Annotated in this window: 21 protein-coding genes; 11 read left to right on the top strand and 10 right to left on the bottom strand. The window is 63.9% G+C overall.

Annotation, left to right across the window (positions count from 1 at the left end; genetic code table 11):
• Positions 1–147: 147 nt before the first annotated feature.
• The 3 genes from ACWGS8_RS30000 to lepA all read right to left on the bottom strand — a co-directional run bounded on the left by ACWGS8_RS30000 (position 148) and on the right by lepA (position 3218).
• A complete protein-coding gene (locus ACWGS8_RS30000; protein WP_454584322.1) occupies positions 148–405 on the bottom strand; it encodes a hypothetical protein in 258 nt (85 codons plus the stop codon).
• A 40-nt stretch (positions 406–445) separates the two neighbouring features.
• Positions 446–1126 carry a hypothetical protein gene (locus ACWGS8_RS29995; protein WP_454584321.1) on the bottom strand — a complete coding sequence of 227 codons (681 nt, stop codon included), beginning with the start codon at positions 1124–1126 and terminating at the stop codon, positions 446–448.
• 286 nt (positions 1127–1412) lie between these two features.
• Positions 1413–3218: a translation elongation factor 4 gene (lepA, locus tag ACWGS8_RS29990; RefSeq protein WP_454584320.1), complete on the bottom strand. Its 1806-nt coding sequence runs from the start codon at positions 3216–3218 to the stop codon at positions 1413–1415.
• A gap of 164 nt (positions 3219–3382) precedes the next feature.
• On the opposite strand from lepA, the gene ACWGS8_RS29985 reads away from it, so the two are divergent.
• The 7 genes from ACWGS8_RS29985 (at position 3383) to msrA (ending at position 9057) form a co-directional block, all read left to right on the top strand.
• The gene (locus ACWGS8_RS29985) at positions 3383–4462 is read left to right on the top strand and encodes a TadE/TadG family type IV pilus assembly protein (RefSeq protein WP_454584319.1); all 1080 of its coding nucleotides are present in this window, start codon (positions 3383–3385) and stop codon (positions 4460–4462) included.
• A 227-nt stretch (positions 4463–4689) separates the two neighbouring features.
• Complete coding sequence (locus ACWGS8_RS29980; RefSeq protein ID WP_454584318.1) at positions 4690–5817, top strand: TadE/TadG family type IV pilus assembly protein; 1128 nt, start codon at positions 4690–4692, stop codon at positions 5815–5817.
• Positions 5818–5923: 106 nt separating this feature from the next.
• On the top strand, positions 5924–6295 hold the full coding sequence (locus ACWGS8_RS29975) for an endonuclease domain-containing protein (RefSeq protein WP_454584317.1): 372 nt from the start codon (positions 5924–5926) through the stop codon (positions 6293–6295).
• A 259-nt stretch (positions 6296–6554) separates the two neighbouring features.
• Positions 6555–6881, top strand: a complete 327-nt coding sequence (locus tag ACWGS8_RS29970) for a hypothetical protein (protein WP_454584316.1) — start codon at positions 6555–6557, stop codon at positions 6879–6881.
• A 115-nt stretch (positions 6882–6996) separates the two neighbouring features.
• The gene (locus tag ACWGS8_RS29965) at positions 6997–7695 is read left to right on the top strand and encodes a DUF1223 domain-containing protein (RefSeq protein WP_454584315.1); all 699 of its coding nucleotides are present in this window, start codon (positions 6997–6999) and stop codon (positions 7693–7695) included.
• A gap of 85 nt (positions 7696–7780) precedes the next feature.
• On the top strand, positions 7781–8101 hold the full coding sequence (locus tag ACWGS8_RS29960; protein WP_019862212.1) for a hypothetical protein: 321 nt from the start codon (positions 7781–7783) through the stop codon (positions 8099–8101).
• 233 nt (positions 8102–8334) lie between these two features.
• Positions 8335–9057 carry a peptide-methionine (S)-S-oxide reductase MsrA gene (msrA, locus tag ACWGS8_RS29955; RefSeq protein WP_454584314.1) on the top strand — a complete coding sequence of 241 codons (723 nt, stop codon included), beginning with the start codon at positions 8335–8337 and terminating at the stop codon, positions 9055–9057.
• Positions 9058–9488: 431 nt separating this feature from the next.
• On the opposite strand, the gene ACWGS8_RS29950 is transcribed toward msrA, so the two are convergent.
• A complete protein-coding gene (locus ACWGS8_RS29950) occupies positions 9489–9761 on the bottom strand; it encodes a DUF4242 domain-containing protein (RefSeq protein WP_027047569.1) in 273 nt (90 codons plus the stop codon).
• A gap of 240 nt (positions 9762–10001) precedes the next feature.
• Here ACWGS8_RS29950 and ACWGS8_RS29945 point away from each other — a divergent pair, with 240 nt between their 5' ends.
• Positions 10002–12593 carry an ATP-binding protein gene (locus ACWGS8_RS29945; protein WP_454584313.1) on the top strand — a complete coding sequence of 864 codons (2592 nt, stop codon included), beginning with the start codon at positions 10002–10004 and terminating at the stop codon, positions 12591–12593.
• Between the two features lie 31 nt (positions 12594–12624).
• Here ACWGS8_RS29945 and ACWGS8_RS29940 read toward each other — a convergent pair whose 3' ends face one another.
• Complete coding sequence (locus tag ACWGS8_RS29940; protein ID WP_454584312.1) at positions 12625–13629, bottom strand: cytochrome d ubiquinol oxidase subunit II; 1005 nt, start codon at positions 13627–13629, stop codon at positions 12625–12627.
• A 5-nt stretch (positions 13630–13634) separates the two neighbouring features.
• A complete protein-coding gene (locus tag ACWGS8_RS29935) occupies positions 13635–14996 on the bottom strand; it encodes a cytochrome ubiquinol oxidase subunit I (RefSeq protein ID WP_454584311.1) in 1362 nt (453 codons plus the stop codon).
• Between the two features lie 239 nt (positions 14997–15235).
• Between ACWGS8_RS29935 and ACWGS8_RS29930 the strand changes: the two genes are divergently transcribed.
• Positions 15236–16162 (top strand): ABC transporter ATP-binding protein, encoded by a 927-nt coding sequence (locus ACWGS8_RS29930; protein WP_454584310.1) that lies wholly within the window; start codon positions 15236–15238, stop codon positions 16160–16162.
• Between the two features lie 14 nt (positions 16163–16176).
• Complete coding sequence (locus tag ACWGS8_RS29925) at positions 16177–16938, top strand: ABC transporter permease (protein ID WP_454584364.1); 762 nt, start codon at positions 16177–16179, stop codon at positions 16936–16938.
• A 115-nt stretch (positions 16939–17053) separates the two neighbouring features.
• Here the strand turns inward: ACWGS8_RS29925 and ACWGS8_RS29920 are convergent, their stop codons facing one another.
• The 4 genes from ACWGS8_RS29920 to tauA form a co-directional block, all read right to left on the bottom strand.
• Positions 17054–17245, bottom strand: a complete 192-nt coding sequence (locus tag ACWGS8_RS29920; protein WP_454584309.1) for a hypothetical protein — start codon at positions 17243–17245, stop codon at positions 17054–17056.
• 20 nt (positions 17246–17265) lie between these two features.
• On the bottom strand, positions 17266–18126 hold the full coding sequence (locus tag ACWGS8_RS29915) for an ABC transporter permease subunit (protein WP_454584308.1): 861 nt from the start codon (positions 18124–18126) through the stop codon (positions 17266–17268).
• A complete protein-coding gene (locus tag ACWGS8_RS29910; RefSeq protein WP_454584307.1) occupies positions 18123–18896 on the bottom strand; it encodes a taurine ABC transporter ATP-binding protein in 774 nt (257 codons plus the stop codon). Before ACWGS8_RS29910 ends, ACWGS8_RS29915 begins: the two co-directional genes overlap by 4 nt.
• Before the next feature lie 119 nt (positions 18897–19015).
• Positions 19016–20029 (bottom strand): taurine ABC transporter substrate-binding protein, encoded by a 1014-nt coding sequence (tauA, locus tag ACWGS8_RS29905; RefSeq protein ID WP_454584306.1) that lies wholly within the window; start codon positions 20027–20029, stop codon positions 19016–19018.
• 702 nt (positions 20030–20731) lie between these two features.
• Between tauA and ACWGS8_RS29900 the strand changes: the two genes are divergently transcribed.
• Positions 20732–21202, top strand: coding sequence for an RrF2 family transcriptional regulator (locus tag ACWGS8_RS29900; RefSeq protein WP_454584305.1), 471 nt, complete (start codon positions 20732–20734; stop codon positions 21200–21202).
• Positions 21203–21204 lie beyond the last annotated feature (2 nt).

The following is a 21204-nucleotide window of genomic DNA, read 5'->3' as shown; positions in this document are numbered from 1 at the left end:
TGCCTGAGCCCGCGCCGGCCACTGGCGAACTGATAAACGTCCGCCGCCCGATTTTTCTACCGCCCCGGTGCCAGGCGAGCAACCAACCCAGGGTTGGTACGGCTTCGTACATACGGTTCCGATTGCGACTCTCGCCGGCAAGGACGGTCAGGACCCGGCGGTGACGCAATTATTACCCAGCCGCTGGTATTTCATGGTGAGGAGTGCTGCGGCAACGACGAGCGCCACGCCGTCGATCGTCCAGAGCGTTTCGCGCAGCGGCGCGCTGGCGACGAAGGTGCCGGCGAGGCCGAGAGCGCCGCCGATGGCGAGGCCGAGAGAGGCGCTTGAGCATCGAATAATCGCCTTCCAAACGCTGCCGGGGGGCCCGCTATCGAAGATATCCACCTTGCCGAACTGGCGCATGCACTTGTAGCCCTGATTGCATAGCAACAGCACTTCCGCTTCACACCCCCGCCCGCCGCTCCCGGCAAAAATACAGCACCGCAGCCATCACACCCAGCAGCACGAAACCATAGGGCGACAGCGCCACGGCGCGCTCGGCGGCTTCCACGGTGATCTCCCGGCCCTGGTTTTCATTGCGCGCGATGATCGCGGCAACCATGGCGTCATGGTAGAACAGGATGTTGATTGCCATCGCCACGGCGCCGACCGCCAGCAAGGCTCCGTTGAGCAGCTTTGCACCGGCTGCGAACCGCAGCAGCAAGATGCCGCCCAACCCATAGAGCGTTCCATAGATCACAAGGACGACTATCTTGAGCGGTGTTTCCTCGACCATGAACAGGAACGGTATTCCGTTGCCGGCTTCCGTCCAGCGCTCCAGCTCCTTGAGGCCGGACAGGAATCCGATCGTCCCAAGCAGCAGGTTCGGCCATTGGCGGAGCCGGCCGCCGGCGTCCCATTCTGCGACGGCCTTGGAAAGCAGATAGTCGCCGAGCGAGAGGTTCAGCACACGGCCGATCGAGAGCAGGACCAGCGAGACCACGATCTGCGCCGACAATGGCATGGGTCCGCCAAATGCGGCTTCCGTTAGTGTCGGCAGCAGATAGATGGTCAGCGTGATGGCGGTGTTGATCCAGAGGAAGTCAAGAAAGAGCGAAAGGGCCGGAATTCCATATTTGCGCATGAAAAGGCGATGTCCCCCGAGAATGAGGTAACGATACAATGGGGGGTAGACAATGCAAGGGTGCGTGGAGTGTTGCGAATAATCTCCACCGGGCAGCTCCAGCGCCGCACTTTCGAAGCCTGTCATCGATCCACCGGATCGATGACTTGGCGCGCGAAGCGCGCCAAACAGGGTCACCGCACTGCCGCAACCCCGGGGTGGGACCCGCTGCCTGCGGCAGCTCCCACCCGGACTTGCGCTCGCATCGACCCACCGGGTCGATGCGTCCGGCCGAAGGCCGGACCGCTTAGTCCCCCATCTTAAGCGCCTGGATAAACGCCTCCTGCGGGATATCGACCTTCCCAAACTGCCGCATCCGCTTCTTGCCTTCTTTCTGCTTGTCCAGCAGCTTGCGCTTGCGGCTCACGTCGCCGCCATAGCATTTGGCGGTCACGTCCTTGCGCAGGGCGGAGATGGTTTCGCGGGCGATGACCTTGCCGCCGATCGCGGCCTGGATCGGGATCTTGAAGAGGTGGTGCGGGATCAGCTCCTTCAGCTTCTCGCACATCTGGCGGCCGCGCTTTTCGGCCGCCGTGCGGTGCACCAGCATGGACAGCGCGTCGACCGGCTCCTCATTGACCAGGATCGACATCTTCACCAGATCGCCCTCGCGATAGTCGGTGAGGTGGTAGTCGAACGAGGCGTAGCCCTTGGAGATCGACTTCAGCCGGTCGTAGAAGTCGAAGACGACTTCGTTGAGCGGCAAATCGTAGGTCAGCATGGCGCGCTTGCCGACATAGGAGAGGTCGGCCTGGATGCCGCGCCGGTCCTGGCAGAGTTTTAGAATGCCGCCGAGATAGTCGTCGGGCGTCAATATGGTGGCGCGGATCCACGGCTCCTCGATCGCCGAAATCTTCACCACGTCGGGCATGTCGGCGGGGTTGTGCAGTTCCTTGACCGAGCCGTCATTGAGCAGCAGCCGGTAGACGACGCTGGGTGCCGTGGCGATCAGGTCGAGGTTGAACTCGCGCTCCAGCCGCTCCTGGATGATTTCCAGATGCAAGAGGCCAAGGAAGCCGCAGCGATAGCCGAAGCCGAGCGCGGCACTGGTTTCCATTTCATAGGAGAAGGACGCGTCGTTGAGGCGCAGCTTGCCCACGGCGGCGCGCAGATCCTCGAAATCGGCGGCGTCGACCGGGAACAGGCCGCAGAACACCACAGGCTGCGCCGGCTTGAAGCCGGGCAGCGCATGCGCGGTGGCGCGCTTGTCCTCGGTGATGGTGTCGCCGACGCGGGTGTCGGCCACTTCCTTGATCGAGCCGGTGAAGAAGCCGAACTCGCCGGGGCCGAGCTCGTCGACATTGATGCGGGCGGGCGTGAACACGCCGGTGCGCTCGACCAGATATTTGGCGCCGGTGCCCATCATGCGGATGGTCTGGCCCTTCTTCAAGACGCCGTCGATGATGCGCACCAGCACGATGACGCCGAGATAGGCGTCGTACCAGCTGTCGACCAGCATGGCCTTCAAGGGTGCTGACGCATCGCCCTCGCGCGGCGGCGGCAATTGGTGGACGATGGCCTCCAGCACATCGGGAATGCCAAGCCCGGTCTTGGCCGAGATCAGCACGGCGCCGGAAGCGTCGATGCCGATCACCTCCTCGACCTGCTCGCGGATGCGCTCGGGCTCGGCGGCCGGCAGGTCGACCTTGTTCAGCACCACGACGATCTCGTGGTTGTTGTCGATGGCCTGGTAGACATTGGCGAGCGTCTGCGCCTCGACGCCCTGCGAGGCGTCGACCACCAGCAGCGAGCCCTCGCAGGCGGCGAGCGAACGCGACACTTCATAGGCGAAGTCGACATGTCCGGGCGTATCGATGAGGTTGAGGATATAGTTCTCGCCATTGTTGGCACGGTATTTCAGCCGCACCGTCTGCGCCTTGATGGTGATGCCGCGCTCGCGCTCGATGTCCATCGAGTCCAGCACCTGTTCCTTCATGTCGCGCAGCTCCAGCCCGCCGGTCAGCTGGATCAGGCGGTCGGCAAGCGTGGATTTGCCATGGTCGATATGGGCGACGATGGAGAAATTTCGGATGTGGTCGAGGGGCGTGCTCATCCGCGCGCTTTAGCAGGGGTGGAAAGCGGCGGCAAGCGGCGGCCTTTGCCGATCATTTCGGCGGAATTGCGGGAATATCGATAAACTTTAACCAAACGCATTAGAGCATAATTTTAGAACCGTATGTTAGCTCTGCCGGATGGTGCGTTAAAAAGGGGCAGGAAATGCGGGGGGTTGCAGTCAGGTTCCTGGAGTCGCGCGGCGGCTCGATAATGCCATTGTTCTTTCTCACGCTGGTGCCGATTATATCCGCGGTCGGCTTCGCGGTCGACTATACCAGCGCGATCCAAACCCGGTCCAACCAGCAGCAGGCGCTGGATGCCGCGCTGCTGTCGATCACCTCCATGGACACCACCTCGACGCTGGCGCAGCGCCAGACGGCGCTGGAGGATTCCTTCATCGCCAATGGTGGCCAGGGCACTGCGACGCTGAACAGTTTTGTGGCTGGTACCACCACCGCCGCCGCCACCGGCCAGGCCTCGGCAAGTTTCTCCATGCCGACCATTTTCATGAAGATCGCCAGGATCAACTCCGTGCCGGTTGCCGTCACGGCGGCGGTCAGCAAGCCGCCGGCGTTGGTCAATGCGACCTTCAAGATCTCCAAGGTGTCGGGCTGGTGGGACAAGACGATGACGCTCTACGGCACCCAATTTGCAGCGACGGCGGCCAAGCCGCTGATGTCTATCGAGTATACCTATAACCGCTTCGGGGATCCGAAGGGCTACGGCACCACGAACGTGTATACGATCACCAACAATGGTGGCGCAGACATCAAGACGCTCGTCCAGTCGCAAGTTTGCACCACCGCCAGCGTGACCACTTTCACCGGTCTGCCCGCCGATGCGATCCTCCAGACCAGTGGCACCAGGAAATATTCGACAACCTGCGTCAACACCATGTATCCGGCCAACGGCGCTGGCGCTGCGATTGATGTCAGCCAGATGGGTGGCCTCTCTCTGCAGATGTACGTGCCATCGGGCAACCCGCAATACCTCAAATCGGACGATGCGAGCACCTCCGACCGACTCTTCAGCGGGGTGGACGCGAACTCCCTGGTCGAGACCGCGACCGGGACGAAGGTCGACATCTTCGGCATCGTGCCTTGTGGCGTAACCAGCTATCAAGCCTGGGAAGACGGCGGCACAACGGTGCCCACTCCGTCCTCAAATGCCGACTTTTTCTACAACGTCACCGGCAAGTGCGACTTCAACAAGCGGCCCTCGGACACAGCGCTGACGCAGTAAGGCTGGAACTGCCGATCGCCCCCCTCGTCACACGGCAATCGCCTATGGCGATTTTGCGTCGCGCGGTCGAGCGGCCCGCTTGCGGCGCAGGGGGCTGCCCCGGCGGTCACAAAGCGGTGAACACCAGCCCGGCGGCCACAGATGCTTAAACTTTGATCGATCCGTTTAGACCTTGGTTTGCCGCCGCGTGGTATATGCGCCATCACTAATATCCGCGGGGTAAGAAAATGCTGAAAGTTGCAGGCGGGTTTGGCCGTTCGCGCAGCGGCTCGATGATGCCGCTGTTTTTCCTGAGCCTGGTGCCCTTGATCGCCGCCGTCGGCTTCTCCGTCGACTACACCGATGCCGTCCAGACCCGCTCCAACATGCAGGAAGCGCTGGATGCCGCGACGCTGGCCATCACCACGCTGCCGCCGAGCACGACGCAGACGGCCCGCCAGCAGGCGCTGCAGGACAATTTCACCGCCAACAATGGCAATGGCACCACGACGCTGGTGAGCTACAACACCGCCGCCGACGGCACCGTCACCGCGCAGACCTCGGCCAGCTTTGCCATGCCGACCAATTTCATGACCATCGCCAGGATCAACAGCGTGCCGATCGGCGTCACCTCGGGCGTCAACAAGGCGCCCGGCCTGGTGCAGGCGACGTTCAAGATCGACAAGGTGTCGGGTTACTGGAACAAGACGATGACGCTTTACGGCACGAACTTCGGCGCGACGACGCCGCAAAAACTGATGACGGCCAGCTATGTCTATTCGCCTTACACCTATTCATACAAGGTGAACGGCAAGTCCTATTCCATGACGGAACCGAAGGGTTACGGCACGACGACGACATCGCTTGTCAATGGTTCGACGTCGACGGTGGTCCAGACGCAGACGTGTTCCACCATCGGCTCGACGGCCGCTTTCACCAGCCCTCCGTCGGGCGCGATCCTGAGCGCCGGGCAGTACGACAGCAACAGCGGCAAGACGGTCTATTTCCAGACCACCTGCGTCACCGTCAACGTGCCGGCCACCGGTGCCGGCGCCGCCGTCGACGTCAGCCAGATGGGCCAGCTTTACCTGCAGATGGATGTCACGACCGGCACCAAGGCGACGTTCAAATCGAACGACGCCACCACCTCCGACCACCTCTATCTGGGCACCACACCCACGCCTTTGATCGAGGTTGACGCCGGCAAGCTGATTGACATCTTCAGCGTCGTGCCTTGCTCGCAGACCAGCTACCAGGCCTGGGAAGACGGCGGTACAACCCTTCCCGCGGACTATACGAATGCCGACTTCGTCTACAACATCAGCGGCAAGTGCGACGTCAACCAGCGGCCGTCGCTGACGGCGCTGACGCAGTAACACAGACGCGGCTTCCCTTCTCCCTTGCGGGAGAAGGTGGATCGCCGCGTAGCGGCGAGAAGGATGAGGGGTGTTAGACGGAACGCCGTCTGGCTAATCTGGCGCCATGCCGCATCAACCCGTCACCCAAGCCAAGCGTAAATTTGCCCGTTCGCTCCGGCGCGAGATGACGGAAGCGGAAGGCAAGCTCTGGCAGGAGCTGCGCGACCGCAGGCTCGACCGGATAAAATTCCGGCGCCAGGCCCCGATAGGAAAATACGTCGCCGATTTCGTTTGTCCCGAAGCTCGACTGATCATCGAGATCGACGGCAGCCAACATGCGGAGTCGGACACGGATCAGATCCGCAAGACCGAACTCGAGGCCAAGGGCTTTCGGATTCTGCGTTTCTGGAATGACGAGGTCCTGAAAGACCTCAACGCCGTCTGCGACACGATCGTCGCCTATGTAAGGGACACCAGTCTGCAGCCCTGGCGGTAAGAGCACTCTTCCTTCTCCCCTTGTCGGAGAAGGTGTCGCCGAAGGCGACGGATGAGGGGTGCGCTCCAGGGAACGCCAACGCCTCACTTCGCTGGACCACCCCTCATCCGTCTCGGCGCTGCGCGCCGATCCACCTTCTCCCACAAGGGGAGAAGGGAAGAGCAGGCTCAATGCGCACTCAATCTTGATTGGGCACGGTATTGGCGGCCGGGGTCGGCGTGGCCTAGCGTGGGCACGTCAACTCCTGGAGAAGAACCCGATGCCTCAATCCGTGCTGCGTGTGTCCATCCTGCGCTGCGATGCAGCGAAGTTCGCGTCGTTGCGAGCGATGATGGTGGACGCCGAGGCGGAGCTTCGGCCCGGCATCGAGGCACTGCCGGGGCTGCTCGTGTTCTACGCCGGCGCGGACGAGGCGACAGCGTCGCTGATCAACACCAGTGTGTGGGACACGCTGGAGCACGCCAGGCAGCTCGACACCTTCCAGCCCATGCTGGACGCGGGAAAGCTGTTTGTCGCCGCGGGCGCAAGGTTTGAGCGGCCGATCATGCACTACACCTCGCTGTGGCGTTTCGGGCCACTCGCGTAGGCCTGGCGAGGCGCGCTCCAATCACAAACCGGTGAGCGCTGTAACGAAGCGGCAAATGGCGGCGAAGTGGGGGAATGACCGGCGCATCGCAGCGCCGCCCCCACGGAGCCCAGCCATGCCGAGAGCCTCAAAGTTCATTGCCCTGTCCAGCCTGGGAGCGCTGGCGCTCGCCGCCTCGCTCGGTGCCGCCGCCGCGCAGCCGCTCAGCGTGGTCGAGCTGTTCACCAGCCAGGGCTGCTCGTCCTGCCCGCCGGCCAATGCCAATCTGATCAAGGTCAAGGACCAGCCCGGCGTGCTGGCGCTGTCCTTCAACGTCACCTACTGGGATTATCTCGGTTGGAAGGACACTTTTGGGAAACAGGAGTTCACCCAGCGCCAGGTTTCCTACGAGCCGCCGCTCGGCCATGACGGCCCGTTCACGCCGCAGGTCGTGGTCAATGGCCATGCCGATGTCGTCGGCGCGGCACCGGGCGAGATCGAACATCTGATTTCCACGACCGGCAAGACCGGCGGCCCCACGCTGTCGCTCGAGGGCGGCAAGGTCGCGATCGGCGCAGGTGCCGCACCAGGCGGCAAGGCCGATGTCTGGCTGGTGCGTTATGCCAAGGGCGTCGTGCAGGTGCCGGTGGCGCGCGGCGAAAACACCGGCCGCACGCTGCCGCATGCCAATGTCGTGCATGCGCTGGAAAGGCTCGGCAGCTGGACCGGCGACGCCACCGCCTATGCGCTGCCCGCCGCCTCCGCTGGCTTGAGCACCGCCGTGCTGGTGCAGTCTCCGGGCGGCGGGCCGATCCTGGCCGCCGCGACCAACTGATTTTTCTTTCTCTTCGCGCGGGGCCGCATGCAGCGGCAACGCATCACCCGGCCCGCTTGCGCGCCAAAACCCAAGGAGACTCCTGATGACCAAGTACCTGACCCTGCCGGCGCTCGCCTTCGCGCTTTCGGCCGCCGTTTTCGTCGCCGGCGCCCGTGCCGACGACGCGACCAACGCCATGAAGCCCGCCAATGCGATGGCCACCGACGCCATGAAGCCGGCGACGGATGCGATGAAGCCGGCGGATGCCATGAAGCCCGCGACCGACGCGATGAAGCCCGCCGACCCGATGGCAACCAATGCGATGAAGCCTGCGGCGGATGCGATGAAGCCAGCGGCGGATGCCATGAAGCCGGCGGCGGATGCGATGAAGCCGGCCACCGACGCGATGAAGCCGGCACAGTAAGCCAGGTCGGCTGCCCCTCACCCAGCCTCCGCTTCGCTCGGCTGACCTCTCCCCGGCGGGGAGAGGAGACTGTGAGCGCCGGCGCCATTTCTTCTCTTCTCCCCCTCGGGGAGAAGGTGGCCCGAAGGGCCGGATGATGGGGAGTGCCGGCGGGGGGGCCGCCCGCACGGCAAATTGAGAAGCTCTTGGCGGCTCGTGTCGTATATATTGGAACAATAACAGGAGATCTGAACATGACCGGTATCGAAAAGACACGGCCGTTCTTTACCCGCGGCGCGCTGGCCGTGCTCGGTTTTGCGGCGGCGGCGGCCTTCTGGCAGACCCCGGCCCGCTCGGCCGAGGACGCGGTGGTGATCCCGCCGCCGGCAATGGACGAAAAGGCGGCCCCGGGCAGCGAGACGGCGATCTTCGCCGGCGGCTGCTTCTGGGGCGTGCAGGGCGTGTTCCAGCACGTCAAGGGCGTCAGCAAGGCCGTTTCCGGCTACACCGGCGGCGCCAAGGATGACGCCGTCTACGAGACCGTCGGCACCGGCCGCACCGGGCATGCCGAATCCGTCGAGATCACCTACGATCCGTCGAAGGTGACCTACGGCCAGCTGCTGCAGGTCTATTTCTCGGTCGCCCACAATCCGACGCAGCTGAACTTCCAGGGCCCGGATTCCGGAACCCAGTACCGCTCGACGATCTTCGCCGAGAACGACACGCAGAAGAAGATCGCGCAGAGCTATATCGACCAGCTCGACAAGGCCAAGCTCTATCCGGCACGAATCGTCACCACGATCGAGACCGGCAAGACCTTCTACCCGGCCGAGAACTACCACCAGGATTTTCTGACGCTGAACCCGACCTATCCCTACATCGTCTACAACGACCTGCCCAAGGTGGCGAACCTGAAGCAGCTGTTCCCGGCGCTGTACAGCGAGAAGCCGGTGCTGGTGCTGTCGGCGAGCAATTGATCCACAGCACCCAAGCGCTTGCAGCGTTTTCGGGTACAGCAGGAAACCAGTGGGAAAAATGCGCGGGGAGCCAAAGCTCCCCGCGCCGCTGGAGCCAGCCGGCATGCCACCCGCCCCATTACGCGCGGGGACAGCCGCCCCGCTGCGAAGTCTGGGCTGGGCATCATCTGTCTGACCGGATGAAGTCCCAGTATTGCGGCAGTTCCACGAGCTCCGGCAAGCCGATGTCGCGCCTCAGATGATCGTCCTGCGGTGGCAATCGGCGCCGACTCGAGCGCAATGGCGCCAACAGCAAGGCGGCAAGCCCCTGGAAAAGCCGGCCCAGTAACGGGCCTCGTCCGACTGGTCTCGAAACCGCCAGCACTTCGCTGGACGCGTTGTCAGGCAGGCTGCCATCGCCGCGAAGGGCAGTTGGATGCTCATTGCCGCGATCAACGGTAAAAGTAAGGGTCAAGAACCCGCACCTCCGTGATCTTGTCGACCGGAAGCGCGTTTTTCTGCGCAGTGCTGCGGATTGCTTCCGGCGAGGGCGCATCATAAATGCAGAAACTCTGCTTCTTGTCCGGCGAGACGAAGGACTGCACCCAGGTTACGCCCTTCTCGGCGTTGCGCATGATGACGCCGCCAAGCGCGTCGGCGCCGACATCGTTCATCGGCACGCTGAGGCCATCGGGAAATGTGCGTTCAACCACATAGCGAGGCATATTGGTTTTCCTTTTCCATGGTTTCACGCTCGATTTTGAGCGTGCCGGACATTGACCACGCTCGCCATGGACGCGCATCGGAGCCTTTCCCTATGTTTTGTGGGAAGATTCCCTATGCTGGCGACGTTATGTGTGAGGTTGCACCGCAATGTGTGGAGGGTCACATTGTCGGTCATGGTCCTGGACGCTTCTGGCGGGCGTCGGGGGAACCGCCGAAACACAATCCTTTCTGGGCGTATGATGATGCTTCTGGAACGGCAAACACAGCTGGCGCAGCTGGATGAACTTCTCGCGGAGGCCGCGATTGGCCGCGGCCACGTGGTGGCGCTATCGGGCGAGGCAGGCGCCGGCAAGTCGGCGCTTGTCGAGGCTTTCGTTGGCAGGGTTGCCGATGGCACGCGCATCTTCCGCAGCGCCTGCGAGGATCTGTCGATCCCCGATCCGCTCGGCCCGCTCTACGATCTTGCCCGCGAGGCGCAATGGGCGATGCCGCAGGCGGTCGACGCCCGGCAGGGGCAGAGGTTGCCCCTGTTTTCGGACGCGCTGGGAGTCTTCGAGGCAAGGACGCAGCCAACGCTCCTGGTAATCGAGGACCTGCACTGGGCCGACGACGCGACACTGGATTTCGTTCGCTTCCTCGGGCGCCGCATCGCCAACACCCACATCCTGCTCGCCCTGACGGCGCGCACCGACCGTAGCGAAGGGCAGATGCGCGTGCGCCGCGCGCTCGGCGAAATCCCCGCCGGCAACGTCGTGCGCATCGATGTGCCACTGCTGAGCGAGGCGGCGGTGCTCTCGCTTGCCAATGCCGCCGGCCGTGATGGCGATGCCATCTACCGAGCGACGGCGGGCAATGCCTTCTTCGTTACCGAGCTTTTGTGCGCGGACAATGAGATGACGCCACCTGCCAGCGTGCGCGACGCCGTTGTCGCACGGGCCGAACGGCTGTCGGCCGGCGCCCGCTCGATGCTCGATGCAGTTTCGGTGTTTCCCAGACGCGCCGACGCATGGGCCTTGCAGGGCCTGTGCGGCGTCGCGGCTGCCGGCCAGCTGGCGGAATGCGTGTCAAACGGCCTGCTCGACGATCTCGGCGACGGCTACGCCTTCCGACATGAGATCGCGCGCCGCGCCATCGAGATGATGCTGACGACGAGTTCCAGGAGATTGTTCAATCAGCGTGCGCTGTCGGCGCTGCTCGAGAATGGTTGTGTCGCCACCGCGCGCCTCGTCCACCATGCGGTCGAGGCGCACAATCTGCAATCGGTGCGTGAGTTCGCACCGGTTGCGGCGCGGGAGGCCTCGCGTGTCGGTGCCCATCGCGACGCCGCCGGCTACTACGAGGTTGCCCTGCGCCAGGCCGATAGCTTGCCGCAAGATGAGCGCGCTGGCCTTTACGAGCAATATGCGTTCGAGTGCCATTTGATCGCTCGCATAGACGAGGCCATCAAGGCGCAGGAACAGGCACGTGTGTTGCACCAGGCGCTTGGCAACAGGTTGAAGGAAGGCGACAGCCTCAGATGGCTATCGCGCTTCGCCTATCTTCTGGGGAACCGACAGGCAGCCGACATGTTCGGCGCCCAGGCGGCCGCATTGCTGGAAACCGTTCCGGCCAGCACCGAACTTGCCATGGCCTATTCGAACCTTTCGCAGCTTGCGATGCTGGCCGAAAGGCTGGACGAGACTTTGTCGCTCGGCGCCAGGGCCATCGAACTCGCCGAACGGTTGAACAGGCCGGAAGTCGTTTGCCATGCTCTCAACAATGTCGGCGCCGCCGAGCAGTGGCTGGACCTGAGCAGCAGCAGGCTGCATCTTGCCCGCAGCCTCGAAATGGCGCTCGAGCAGAATTTTCAGGAACATGCCGCGCGGGCCTTCACCAACTGCGCTTGTAGCGAGATGAACCAGTTGGGCTACAGCCAGGCCCAATCCTTCCTTGATCGCGGCATCGACTATTGCGTCGAGAACGATCTGGCGACCTGGCGCGATTACATGCGTGGCGTGCGGGCCCAGTTGTTGGTGCGCAACGGACGCTGGGATGACGCGGCTGCCGAGGCGCTGGATGTGATTGCCAACGACCGGGCGACGGCGCTGGTGCGCTATCCCGCCCTCGTAGCGCTGTCGCGGCTGAGGGTCCGCCGCGGCGACCCCTCGGCAGAGCCGCTCCTGGCGGAGATGAAGCGGTTTCTGGAGAAGGGCGCCGAACTGCAGCGGCTGTTGCCCTACGCGGCTGTGATGGCCGAACTGGCCTGGCTTGGGGAGGCGGAAAAGGACGAGGCGCTGCGGCTGATCGGCCTTGCCGAGGGCATGTCGCCGACCCGGGCGGTCTTCGCCGAACTGGCCTGCTGGCGGCGGATGCTGGCACCCGATGCAGATCCGGACGACACATCAGGCATGGCCGCGCCCTACCGGATGTTCCTGGCCGGCGACTGGCGGGGAGCGGCCACGGCGTGGGCTGAACTCGACGCGCCTTACGAACGCGCCCTGGCGCTCGCACAGGGCGATGAGGCGGCACAGCGGGCAGCGCTGGAGATCCTTGAGGCGCTCGGCGCTCGGCCGGTCGCGAGCCATGTGCGCGACATCATGCGGCGAAACGGCGTCATCCGCATCGCGCGTGGACCGCGCCGCGCCACGCGCGCCAACAGCGCCGGCCTGACCCAGCGCCAGATGGAAGTGCTGCAGCTGATCGAGCGCGGTCTCTCCAACAAGCGCATAGCCGAGCATCTCGCCATTTCACCCAAGACGGTCGATCACCACGTCTCGGCCGTGCTGGGCAAGCTGGATGCCGTCTCACGCGGCGAGGCCACGGCGGCGGCCCGTGACAGCGGGCTGATCTGAAGGCGGCAGGCCAGTTTGAACGGCCGGCACCTCAATCATAGGTCAGATCCGTCGCCTTGCCGCCGAACACCCGGTAGGCATAGAAGGAATAGAAGATGATGATCGGCAGCACCACCGCCGTGCCGACCAGGATGATGGCCAGGCTTTCGGTGGCCGACGCCGCCTGCCAGATGGTCAATTTGTCGGGCACGACGAACGGGTAGAACGACCAGGCGAGGCCGGCAAAGCCGAGTGTGAAGATGGCGGCCAGCGTCAGGAACGGCGTCAGCGCATGGCGGTCGTCGGGCTTCGGCAGATGGAAGGTCTGCCGCCACAGCCACAGGAACAGGAGCGCCGACAGGATGGGCAGCGGCGAGAGATAGAGCATCTGCGGCCAGACGAACCATTTGTCGAAGATGCGCGGGCTGGCGAAAGGCGTTGCCAGCGACACCGCCGCCATGCCGAGCGCGGTCAGCACCAGCGCGGTGCGCAGCCAGCGCACCGCCTTCTTCTGCAGATCGCCCTCGGTCTTGTAGATCACCCAGGCGGACCCCATCGCAGCGTAGGCGGCGGCCAGGCAGAACGCCACCAGCACGCCGAACGCCACGCCGCCAAGGCCGACATCGAGGCCGAGCACATAGACGCCCAGCATATAGCCCTGGGCCAGCGAGGCGATGACCGAGCCAACGAAGAAAATACGGTTCCAGCGGTGTTTCTTGCCGCTCGGCACCTTGGCGCGAAAATCGAAGGCGACGCCGCGCAGGATCAGCCCGACCAAAAGCACGAAAACGGGAATGTAGAGCGCGGTCAGGATGACGCCATGCGCCATCGGGAAGGCGACCAGCAGCAGGCCGACGGCCAGCACCAGCCAGGTCTCGTTGGCGTCCCAGAACGGACCGATCGCCGCGATCATCGTGTCCTGCTCTGCGTCCCCGGCCAAGGCGAACAGGATGCCGATGCCGAGGTCGAAGCCATCGAGAATGACATAGATCAAGATAGCGAGCCCCATCAGGCCGGCGAAGATGAGGGGGAGAGCGGTGGGCCAGTCGAAGGTCATTTTTCTTACTCCCCAGCCGCCGGTTGCGACATGGCTGCTTTCATGACGCCCGGCAGTGGTGATGAATCACCATCCTTCGCCGCTTTCAGCGCCAGATGCACCAGAACGCCGAGATAGGCGATCAGCAACAGCACGTAGAGGATGAGGTAGATGGCGAGCGTCAGCGCGACATGGCTGCCGGCCACCGGGCCGACGGCGTCGGCGGTCTTCAGCACGCCGGTGACCAGCCAGGGCTGGCGGCCGATCTCGGTGGTGTACCAGCCGGCCAGCGTCGCCAGCCAGCCCGACAGCCCCATCGGCACCATCAGCATGGCAAGCGGCTTCGGCAGGCTGTGCCGGCGCTTGAGGAAGAAGGCGGCCGACCAGGAGACCGCAAGCATCAACAGGCCGGTGCCGACCATGATGCGAAAACCCCAGAACACCGGGAAGACCGGCGGATGGTTGCCGGGAAAGGCGTCCAGTCCCGGCACCACGCCGCTGGTCGAGTGCCGCAGCACCAGGCTGGCGCCGTCGGGAATGGTGATCTCGAACCGGTTTTCCCTGGCCGCCTCGTCAGGCAGGGCGAACAGCACCAGCGGCACGTTGGGGCCGGTGTTCCAGTTGGCCTCCATGGCGGCAATCTTCTGCGGCTGGTGCTCCAGCGTGTTCAGCCCATGCTGGTCGCCGGCGAAGATCTGGATCGGGATCAGGGTCGCGGCGGTGAAGACGCCGGTGCGCAGCGCCTTCCACATCGATTCCGAGCGGTCGCCGTTGAGATAACGCAGCGCCGACAGGCCCGATACCAGGAACGAGACCGTCAGCCCCGAGGCCAGGAGCATGTGCACCAGCCGGTAAGGCATGGACGGGTTGAAGACGATGGCCCACCAGTCGACGGCATGCGCCTTGCCGTCGATCATCTCGAAGCCGGCCGGCGTCTGCATCCAGGAATTCAGCGCGATGATCCAGAAGGCGGACAGCGTGGTGCCGCCGGCGACCAGCACCGTCGCCAGCGTGTGAACGCGGTTGGAGACGCGGCGGAAACCGAACAGCATGATGCCGAGGAAGGCCGCCTCGAGGAAGAAGGCGGTCAGCACTTCATAGGCCAGCAGCGGTCCGGCGATGTTGCCGACCGTTTCCATATAGCCCGGCCAGTTGGTGCCGAACTGGAAGCTCATGGTGACGCCGGAGACCACGCCCATGGCGAAGGACAGCGCGAACACCTTCACCCAGGTGAAATAGGCGCGCATCCAGGCGGAATCGTTGGTCGCGTTGTAGCGCAGCTTGAAGAACAGCAGCACCCAGCCAAGTGCAATGGTGATCGTCGGGAACAGAATATGAAACGAAATATTCGCGCCGAACTGGATGCGCGACAGTATGAGCGGGTCCATGGCGGGCTCCGGCTGCTATTTGCTGGCGGCAGCGTATGCCCGTAATGCGAGTTGGTCAAAGCGGCGTCCTGCCGCGAGGCTGAACGCCACAGGACAATTTTACCGGTTCATACGGCTCGTCTCCAGGCGCTTCCCGCACTGGCTGACCAGAACTGTCAGCAACGCAATTGACTTGCGGTTGCGCGCGACGACATTCGGCCTATATCAGGGGACCTCTTTCAGGCAGCCGTTTTCAGCCCATGCCCTCCATTCTGTCCATTTCCGGGGTCTCCAAGACCTACGCCACCGGCTTCACCGCTCTCAAGGAAGTCAATCTCGACATCCAGCGCGGAGAGATCTTCGCGCTGCTCGGGCCGAACGGCGCCGGCAAGACAACGCTGATCTCGATCGTCTGCGGCATCGTCAACCGGTCGACCGGCACCGTCACGGTGGACGGTCACGACATCGGCAAGGACTACCGTGCCGCGCGCAGCCTGATCGGCCTGGTGCCGCAGGAACTGACCATCGACGCCTTCGAGAGCGTCTGGGCGACGGTCAACTACAGCCGCGGCCTGTTCGGCAAGGCGCCCAATCACGGTTTCGTCGAGAAGGTGCTGCGCGATCTGTCGCTGTGGGACAAGAAGGACGCCAAGGCGATCACGCTGTCGGGCGGCATGAAGCGCAGGCTGATGATCGCCAAGGCGCTGGCGCATGAGCCGCGCATCCTGTTCCTCGACGAACCAACCGCCGGCGTCGATGTCGAGTTGCGCCAGGACATGTGGGAGATGGTGCGCCGGCTGCGCGAGGATGGCGTCACCATCATCCTCACCACCCACTATATCGAGGAGGCGGAAGCGATGGCCGATCGCGTCGGCGTCATCAACCGCGGCGAGATCATCCTGGTCGAGAACAAGGCCGAGCTGATGCACAAGCTCGGCCGCAAGCGGCTGGTGCTGGAGCTGCGCCATCCGCTGGCGGCGATCCCGGAAGCCTTCTCGCGCTACGCGCTGGAACTATCGCCGGATGGCGGGCGGCTGACCTACACCTATGACAACCAGGCCGAGCGGCCGGGCGTCGCCTCGCTGATCCGCGACCTCGAGGCATCAGGCATCCAGTTCCGCGACATCGACACGCAAAACAGCTCGCTCGAGGAGATCTTCGTCAATCTGGTGAGGAGAGAGCCATGACCCTGCGCGCAGCCATGAATTTCCGTGCAGTATGGGCGATCTACCGGGTCGAGATGGCGCGTGCCTTCCGCACCGTGCTGCAGAGCATCATCTCGCCGGTCATCTCGACATCGCTCTACTTCGTCGTCTTCGGCTCGGCCATCGGCTCGCGCATCACCGAGATCGACGGCATCAGCTACGGCGCCTTCATCGTGCCGGGTCTGATCATGCTGTCGCTGTTGACGCAGTCGATCTCCAACGCCTCCTTCGCCATCTACTTTCCGAAATTCGTCGGCTCGATCTACGAGCTTTTGTCGGCGCCGGTTTCCTATCTGGAGATCGTCATCGCCTATGTCGGCGGCGCGGCGACCAAGTCGATCATCCTCGGCCTGATCATCCTGGCCACCGCCTCTTTGTTCGTGCCGCTCCGCATCGATCATCCGTTCTGGATGATCGCCTTCCTGGTGCTGACGGCGGTGACCTTCAGCCTGTTCGGCTTCATCATCGGCATCTGGGCGAGAAGCTTCGAACAGCTGCAGCTGGTGCCGCTGCTGATCGTCACGCCGCTCACCTTCCTTGGCGGCAGTTTCTATTCGATCCACATGCTGCCGGGCATCTGGAAGACGATCACGCTGTTCAACCCGGTCGTGTATCTGATCAGCGGCTTCCGCTGGAGTTTTTACGGCAAGGCCGACGTCTCGGTCGGCATCAGCCTCGGCATGACGCTGGTCTTCCTGGCCGTCTGCATCGCCATCGTCGCCTGGATCTTCAGGACCGGGTACAGGCTGCGGAACTGACGCGGTGCTAAAGTGTTCGTCCCCGAGCAATTCCAGGAAAAGTGTGAGCGGTTTTCCGTCCCGGAATTGGCTCAAAAACAAAGAGTTAGCGATACAGAGCGAAGCTCCTTGGCCCTCACTGCGACCAATACTGCCAGGCCCAGTAGAAACTCTCGTCGCGCGGCGGCAGGCGGTCGCGGCTGGCTGGGAATTGGACCGGAGCCTGCGAGCGCTCCTGCCTCGCCGCCTTGTCGTCGGAGGCAAGGCCGAGCAGCCAGGCGCCGAAATGGGCGAACAGCACTGCGGTGGAATGGGTCGTCATCGTCATTCTCCTGCGCTTGCGGTTGATCATTCCCGTCCCGCCCACGGGACGAGCGCGCGCTCGATCCGGCGGATGGCGAATTCGAGCACGAAGGCGATGGCCGCGATCACCAGAATGCCCATGATCACCACGTCGGTGACCAGGAACTGCGCCGCCGACTGGATCATGAAGCCAAGCCCGCGCGTCGCGGCCACCAGTTCGGCCGCGACCAGCGTCGACCAGCCGGCGCCGAGCGCGATGCGCAGCCCGGTCAGGATCGACGGCAGCGCACTGGGCAGGATGACGTGGCGAACCACCTGGCGCTTGGTCGCGCCGAGCGAGCGCGCGGCGTTGATGCGCTCCTGCGAGACGCCGCGAACGCCGGACGCAGTCGACAGCGCCACCGGCGCCAGCATGGCGATGGCGATCACCAGGATCTTCGACGGCTCGCCAATGCCGAACCAGATGATGACCAGCGGCAGATAGGCCAGCGGCGGGATCGGCCGCAGGAATTCCAGCAGCGGATCGAAAATGCCGCGGCCGACCGTGCTGATGCCGATGGCAAGACCGACCGGCACGCCGACGAGGATGGCGACGACCAATGCGGCGAACACCCGGCCCAGGCTGGCAACAGTGTGCTGCAGCAGCGTCGCGTCGACGAAGCCGTCGTTGATGACGACGATGAATTTGTTCCACACCGCGACGGGCGAGGGCAGGAACACCGGCGACACCAGTTGCAGGCGGGCCGACAGCATCCACGCCGCCAGCACAGCCAGGATTGTGATCGCGCTGATCACGCGCGCCGAGACGCCTTTGTGTTTCGGGCTCGGCCGCGACCATGGCACCGACAGGCGGTCGGCCTCTTCGGTCCTGTGGCCGGCGCGCTCGGTGTAGGAGGAGATCGTCATGCCGCTTCTCCCTCGAAAATGGCGTCGGTCAGTTCGCCGCGCGCCGCGGCGAAGGCCGGGTCGGCCTTGATCGCGCGGATGGCCTCGCCGGCGGCGTAGCGCCTGGAGAAGCCTGGCTCGAAGGTCCGGACCACGCGGCCGGGGCCCGGCGCCAGCACGACGATGCGGGTGGCGAGAACCAGTGCCTCCTCGATGCCGTGGGTTACCATCAGCACGCCGGCATGGCTTGCCGTCCAGAGGTCGAGCAGCGTCGTCTGCATGCGCTCGCGCGTCAGCGCGTCGAGTGCCCCGAGCGGCTCGTCGAGCAGCAGGAATTGCGGTTCGGCGGCAAGCGCGCGGGCAAGGCCGACACGCTGGCGCATGCCGCCGGAGAGCTCCCAGATGCGCTTGTCGCCGGCATCACCGAGTTTGACCAGTGCCAGAAGCTCGTCGGCGCGCCGCGCCCGCTCCACCGGCCGGACACCGCGCAGGCGCAGCGCGAAGGCAACGTTTTCGCGTGCGGTCAGCCAGGGAAACAAGGCATCGTTCTGGAACACCACGGCGCGATCCGAACCGGGTGCCGTGATCGGCCGGGCGTTGATCGTGGCGGCGCCCCGCGCCGGCGTGACCAGTCCGGCGGCGACATTGAGCAGCGAGGTCTTGCCGCAGCCGGAGCGGCCGACAAGGACGACGAAATCATCCCCGGCCACATCGATCGACACGCGCTCGACGGCGGGTGCCGGCTGGCCGTCATAGTGGATCGAGATCTTGTCGAGCACGAGATGCGGCATGGGGCCTCTCAGAGGGAAATCAGCCCGCCCCGAAACCGCGCCTCGTCAGCGGTTCCGGGGCAGGCACGCGCGGCGTCAGGGAAGGAGATCCGCGCGCGCGTTCAGGTGGCGTCAGGCGCTCAGTTCGAGGCCAGCGCCTCGGTGACGTATTTCGACGTCACATATTTCGAATAGTCCGGCAGCACGGCGTCGACCTTGCCCTGCTCCTTCAGGAAGGCCGAGGCCGCCGCGACCGCCTTGACCGTGCCGCCGCCGAGGAATTTGTCGGAGGCCTGCTCTTCGAGGGTCGGGAAGACATAGCCCTTCAGCAGCTCCGGCACCTCTTCCAGCTTGGCGCCGGTGAGCTTGGCGATCTTGCCGGCCTGCGGCGAGGACACCGACCAGGCGTCGGGCTTGGCGAGGTACTCGGCATAGGCCGAGCCCGTCACCTTGACGAAGTCGCGCACGGCCTCCGGGTTCTTCTGTGCAAAATCGGTGCGTACGATCCAGGCGTCGAAGGTCGGCGCGCCCCACGCGGCGACCTGCGAGGAATCCAGCACCACCTTGCCGCTCGTCTTGATCTGGCCGAGTGCCGGATCCCAGACATAGGCCGCATCGATGTCGCCGCGGGCGAAGGCGGCGGCGATTTCGGGCGGCCGCAGATTGAGGATCTGGACCGACTTCGGATCGACATTCTCATGCTTGAGAGCGGCAAGCAGGCTGTAATGCGTGGTCGAGACGAAGGGCACGACGACCTTCTTGCCGGCGAGGTCGGCGACCTTCTCGATGCCGGCGCCGTTGCGCGCGACCAGCGCTTCGGACGGTCCGATCAGGCCGACGACGAAGATGGTCTGGATCGGCAATTCGCGGCTTGCCGCCGCCGCCAACGGACTCGAACCGACATAGCCGATATCGACCGAGCCGGAAGCGACCGCGGCGATGACATCGGCGCCGGAATCGAATTTGCGCCAGTCGATCGTCGCCTTGGTGGCCTTTTCATAGGCGCCGTCGGCCTGCGGCACTTTAGAGGGTTCGACCACCGTCTGGTAGCCGATGGTGATCTTCAGATCATCGGCCGAAGCGGGGCTGAGGAGGACGGCGCCGGCAAGGACGGCCGACGACAGGAGGAGGATGCGTCGCGAAATGGTGGACATCAAAGGGCTCCATGAAACAGAGAAAACCGGATTGCCCTATGATAGTCCGCTAATTCTATCGTTCTTGTAGAGTTAAATCCTTCCAACGAAGGTGGGTTTGTTGGAAAAAATCTGCCGGTGGCGGATCGTCGGAGCGCATAGGGCGGCTGCAGCGGCCGTCACCCTCCTCCGATGGTCACCTCGACGTGAATGGGAATGACGCTCCGCGAGCGGGCAGTTCGACAACCGTCGGCGTCGTCACCTACGAACGACAATTTTCGCCTTTGCGATTGCCACGCAAATCCATGCCTCAAACAGCCAACGGAATTGACAAGCCGTTCCGCGTGTTCGAGGGTAAGTATAGTATCCTTATCGACATGAGGGATTGGAGGCGACGATGAGCGAGGTACCCCATCACCAGGATCGCTCGCGGCATGCATCGGCTTCCGGCGCCGCGGGACCCTGCGCGCGGCACGGCTGGTCTGCGGGAAACCATTTATCGCTTTGTCGCCGTCGCAGTGCAGTTCTGTGCTCTTAATGGCACAAAAGCCTGACAAAATGGCTATTGCGGCTTGAAAACGCAGCAAATTCAACGTTTCTTGGCTTGTATATCATGTCACTAGAATTTATGTGTCATGGATGCTTGGGCGCGGCGGGGAGGCTCGCCAGGCGTTTCGCAACGGATGGCCTCGTGCCATCGCATGACAGAGAAACGTTCGGTCAATGCTCACCAAAAAAGGCAAGTACGGCCTCAAGGCGCTCGTCCACCTGGCGCACATGCCGGCCGGGCAGCTGGCTTTCGTCAACGACATCGCGACCGGCAACAACATCCCGAAGAAATTTCTCGACGCCATATTGGGCGAGCTGCGCAATGCCGGTTTTGTCCAGAGCCGCAAGGGCAAGGACGGCGGCTACCGCCTGGCGCGGCCGGCCGACGAGATCAAGGTCGGCCATGTCGTGCGCGTCCTCGACGGGCCGCTGGCGCCAATTCCCTGCGCCAGCCGCACACAATATCAGCGCTGTGAAGACTGCAACGAGGCGACATGCCAAGTCCGACATCTGATGCTCGAGGTCCGGCAGGCGATCGCCGAGGTGCTCGACCAGCGCAGCCTCGCCGAAATGCGCGACATTGGTCTCGACGACCTTACGGTCGCGAGGGATATCGACGACCTGCCAGTGAAGGTCCAGGCCTGACG

It is taken from the genome of Mesorhizobium sp. 43Arga (genome assembly GCF_053714255.1).
Note: the sequence above shows the minus strand (reverse complement) of the source record. Positions and strands in the feature narration are given on the sequence as shown.

Coding starts and splice junctions, on each gene's coding strand:
- ACWGS8_RS29920 (WP_454584309.1), bottom strand. CDS start 17,245: ATGACGATGACGACCCATTCCACCGCAGTGCTGTTCGCCCATTTCGGC.
- ACWGS8_RS29960 (WP_019862212.1), top strand. CDS start 7,781: ATGACCAAGTACCTGACCCTGCCGGCGCTCGCCTTCGCGCTTTCGGCC.
- ACWGS8_RS30000 (WP_454584322.1), bottom strand. CDS start 405: ATGCGCCAGTTCGGCAAGGTGGATATCTTCGATAGCGGGCCCCCCGGC.
- ACWGS8_RS29985 (WP_454584319.1), top strand. CDS start 3,383: ATGCGGGGGGTTGCAGTCAGGTTCCTGGAGTCGCGCGGCGGCTCGATA.
- ACWGS8_RS29975 (WP_454584317.1), top strand. CDS start 5,924: ATGCCGCATCAACCCGTCACCCAAGCCAAGCGTAAATTTGCCCGTTCG.
- msrA (WP_454584314.1), top strand. CDS start 8,335: ATGACCGGTATCGAAAAGACACGGCCGTTCTTTACCCGCGGCGCGCTG.
- ACWGS8_RS29965 (WP_454584315.1), top strand. CDS start 6,997: ATGCCGAGAGCCTCAAAGTTCATTGCCCTGTCCAGCCTGGGAGCGCTG.
- ACWGS8_RS29935 (WP_454584311.1), bottom strand. CDS start 14,996: ATGGACCCGCTCATACTGTCGCGCATCCAGTTCGGCGCGAATATTTCG.
- ACWGS8_RS29940 (WP_454584312.1), bottom strand. CDS start 13,629: ATGACCTTCGACTGGCCCACCGCTCTCCCCCTCATCTTCGCCGGCCTG.
- tauA (WP_454584306.1), bottom strand. CDS start 20,029: ATGTCCACCATTTCGCGACGCATCCTCCTCCTGTCGTCGGCCGTCCTT.
- ACWGS8_RS29980 (WP_454584318.1), top strand. CDS start 4,690: ATGCTGAAAGTTGCAGGCGGGTTTGGCCGTTCGCGCAGCGGCTCGATG.
- lepA (WP_454584320.1), bottom strand. CDS start 3,218: ATGAGCACGCCCCTCGACCACATCCGAAATTTCTCCATCGTCGCCCAT.
- ACWGS8_RS29995 (WP_454584321.1), bottom strand. CDS start 1,126: ATGCGCAAATATGGAATTCCGGCCCTTTCGCTCTTTCTTGACTTCCTC.
- ACWGS8_RS29915 (WP_454584308.1), bottom strand. CDS start 18,126: ATGACGATCTCCTCCTACACCGAGCGCGCCGGCCACAGGACCGAAGAG.
- ACWGS8_RS29900 (WP_454584305.1), top strand. CDS start 20,732: ATGCTCACCAAAAAAGGCAAGTACGGCCTCAAGGCGCTCGTCCACCTG.
- ACWGS8_RS29910 (WP_454584307.1), bottom strand. CDS start 18,896: ATGCCGCATCTCGTGCTCGACAAGATCTCGATCCACTATGACGGCCAG.
- ACWGS8_RS29930 (WP_454584310.1), top strand. CDS start 15,236: ATGCCCTCCATTCTGTCCATTTCCGGGGTCTCCAAGACCTACGCCACC.
- ACWGS8_RS29970 (WP_454584316.1), top strand. CDS start 6,555: ATGCCTCAATCCGTGCTGCGTGTGTCCATCCTGCGCTGCGATGCAGCG.
- ACWGS8_RS29945 (WP_454584313.1), top strand. CDS start 10,002: ATGATGCTTCTGGAACGGCAAACACAGCTGGCGCAGCTGGATGAACTT.
- ACWGS8_RS29925 (WP_454584364.1), top strand. CDS start 16,177: ATGAATTTCCGTGCAGTATGGGCGATCTACCGGGTCGAGATGGCGCGT.
- ACWGS8_RS29950 (WP_027047569.1), bottom strand. CDS start 9,761: ATGCCTCGCTATGTGGTTGAACGCACATTTCCCGATGGCCTCAGCGTG.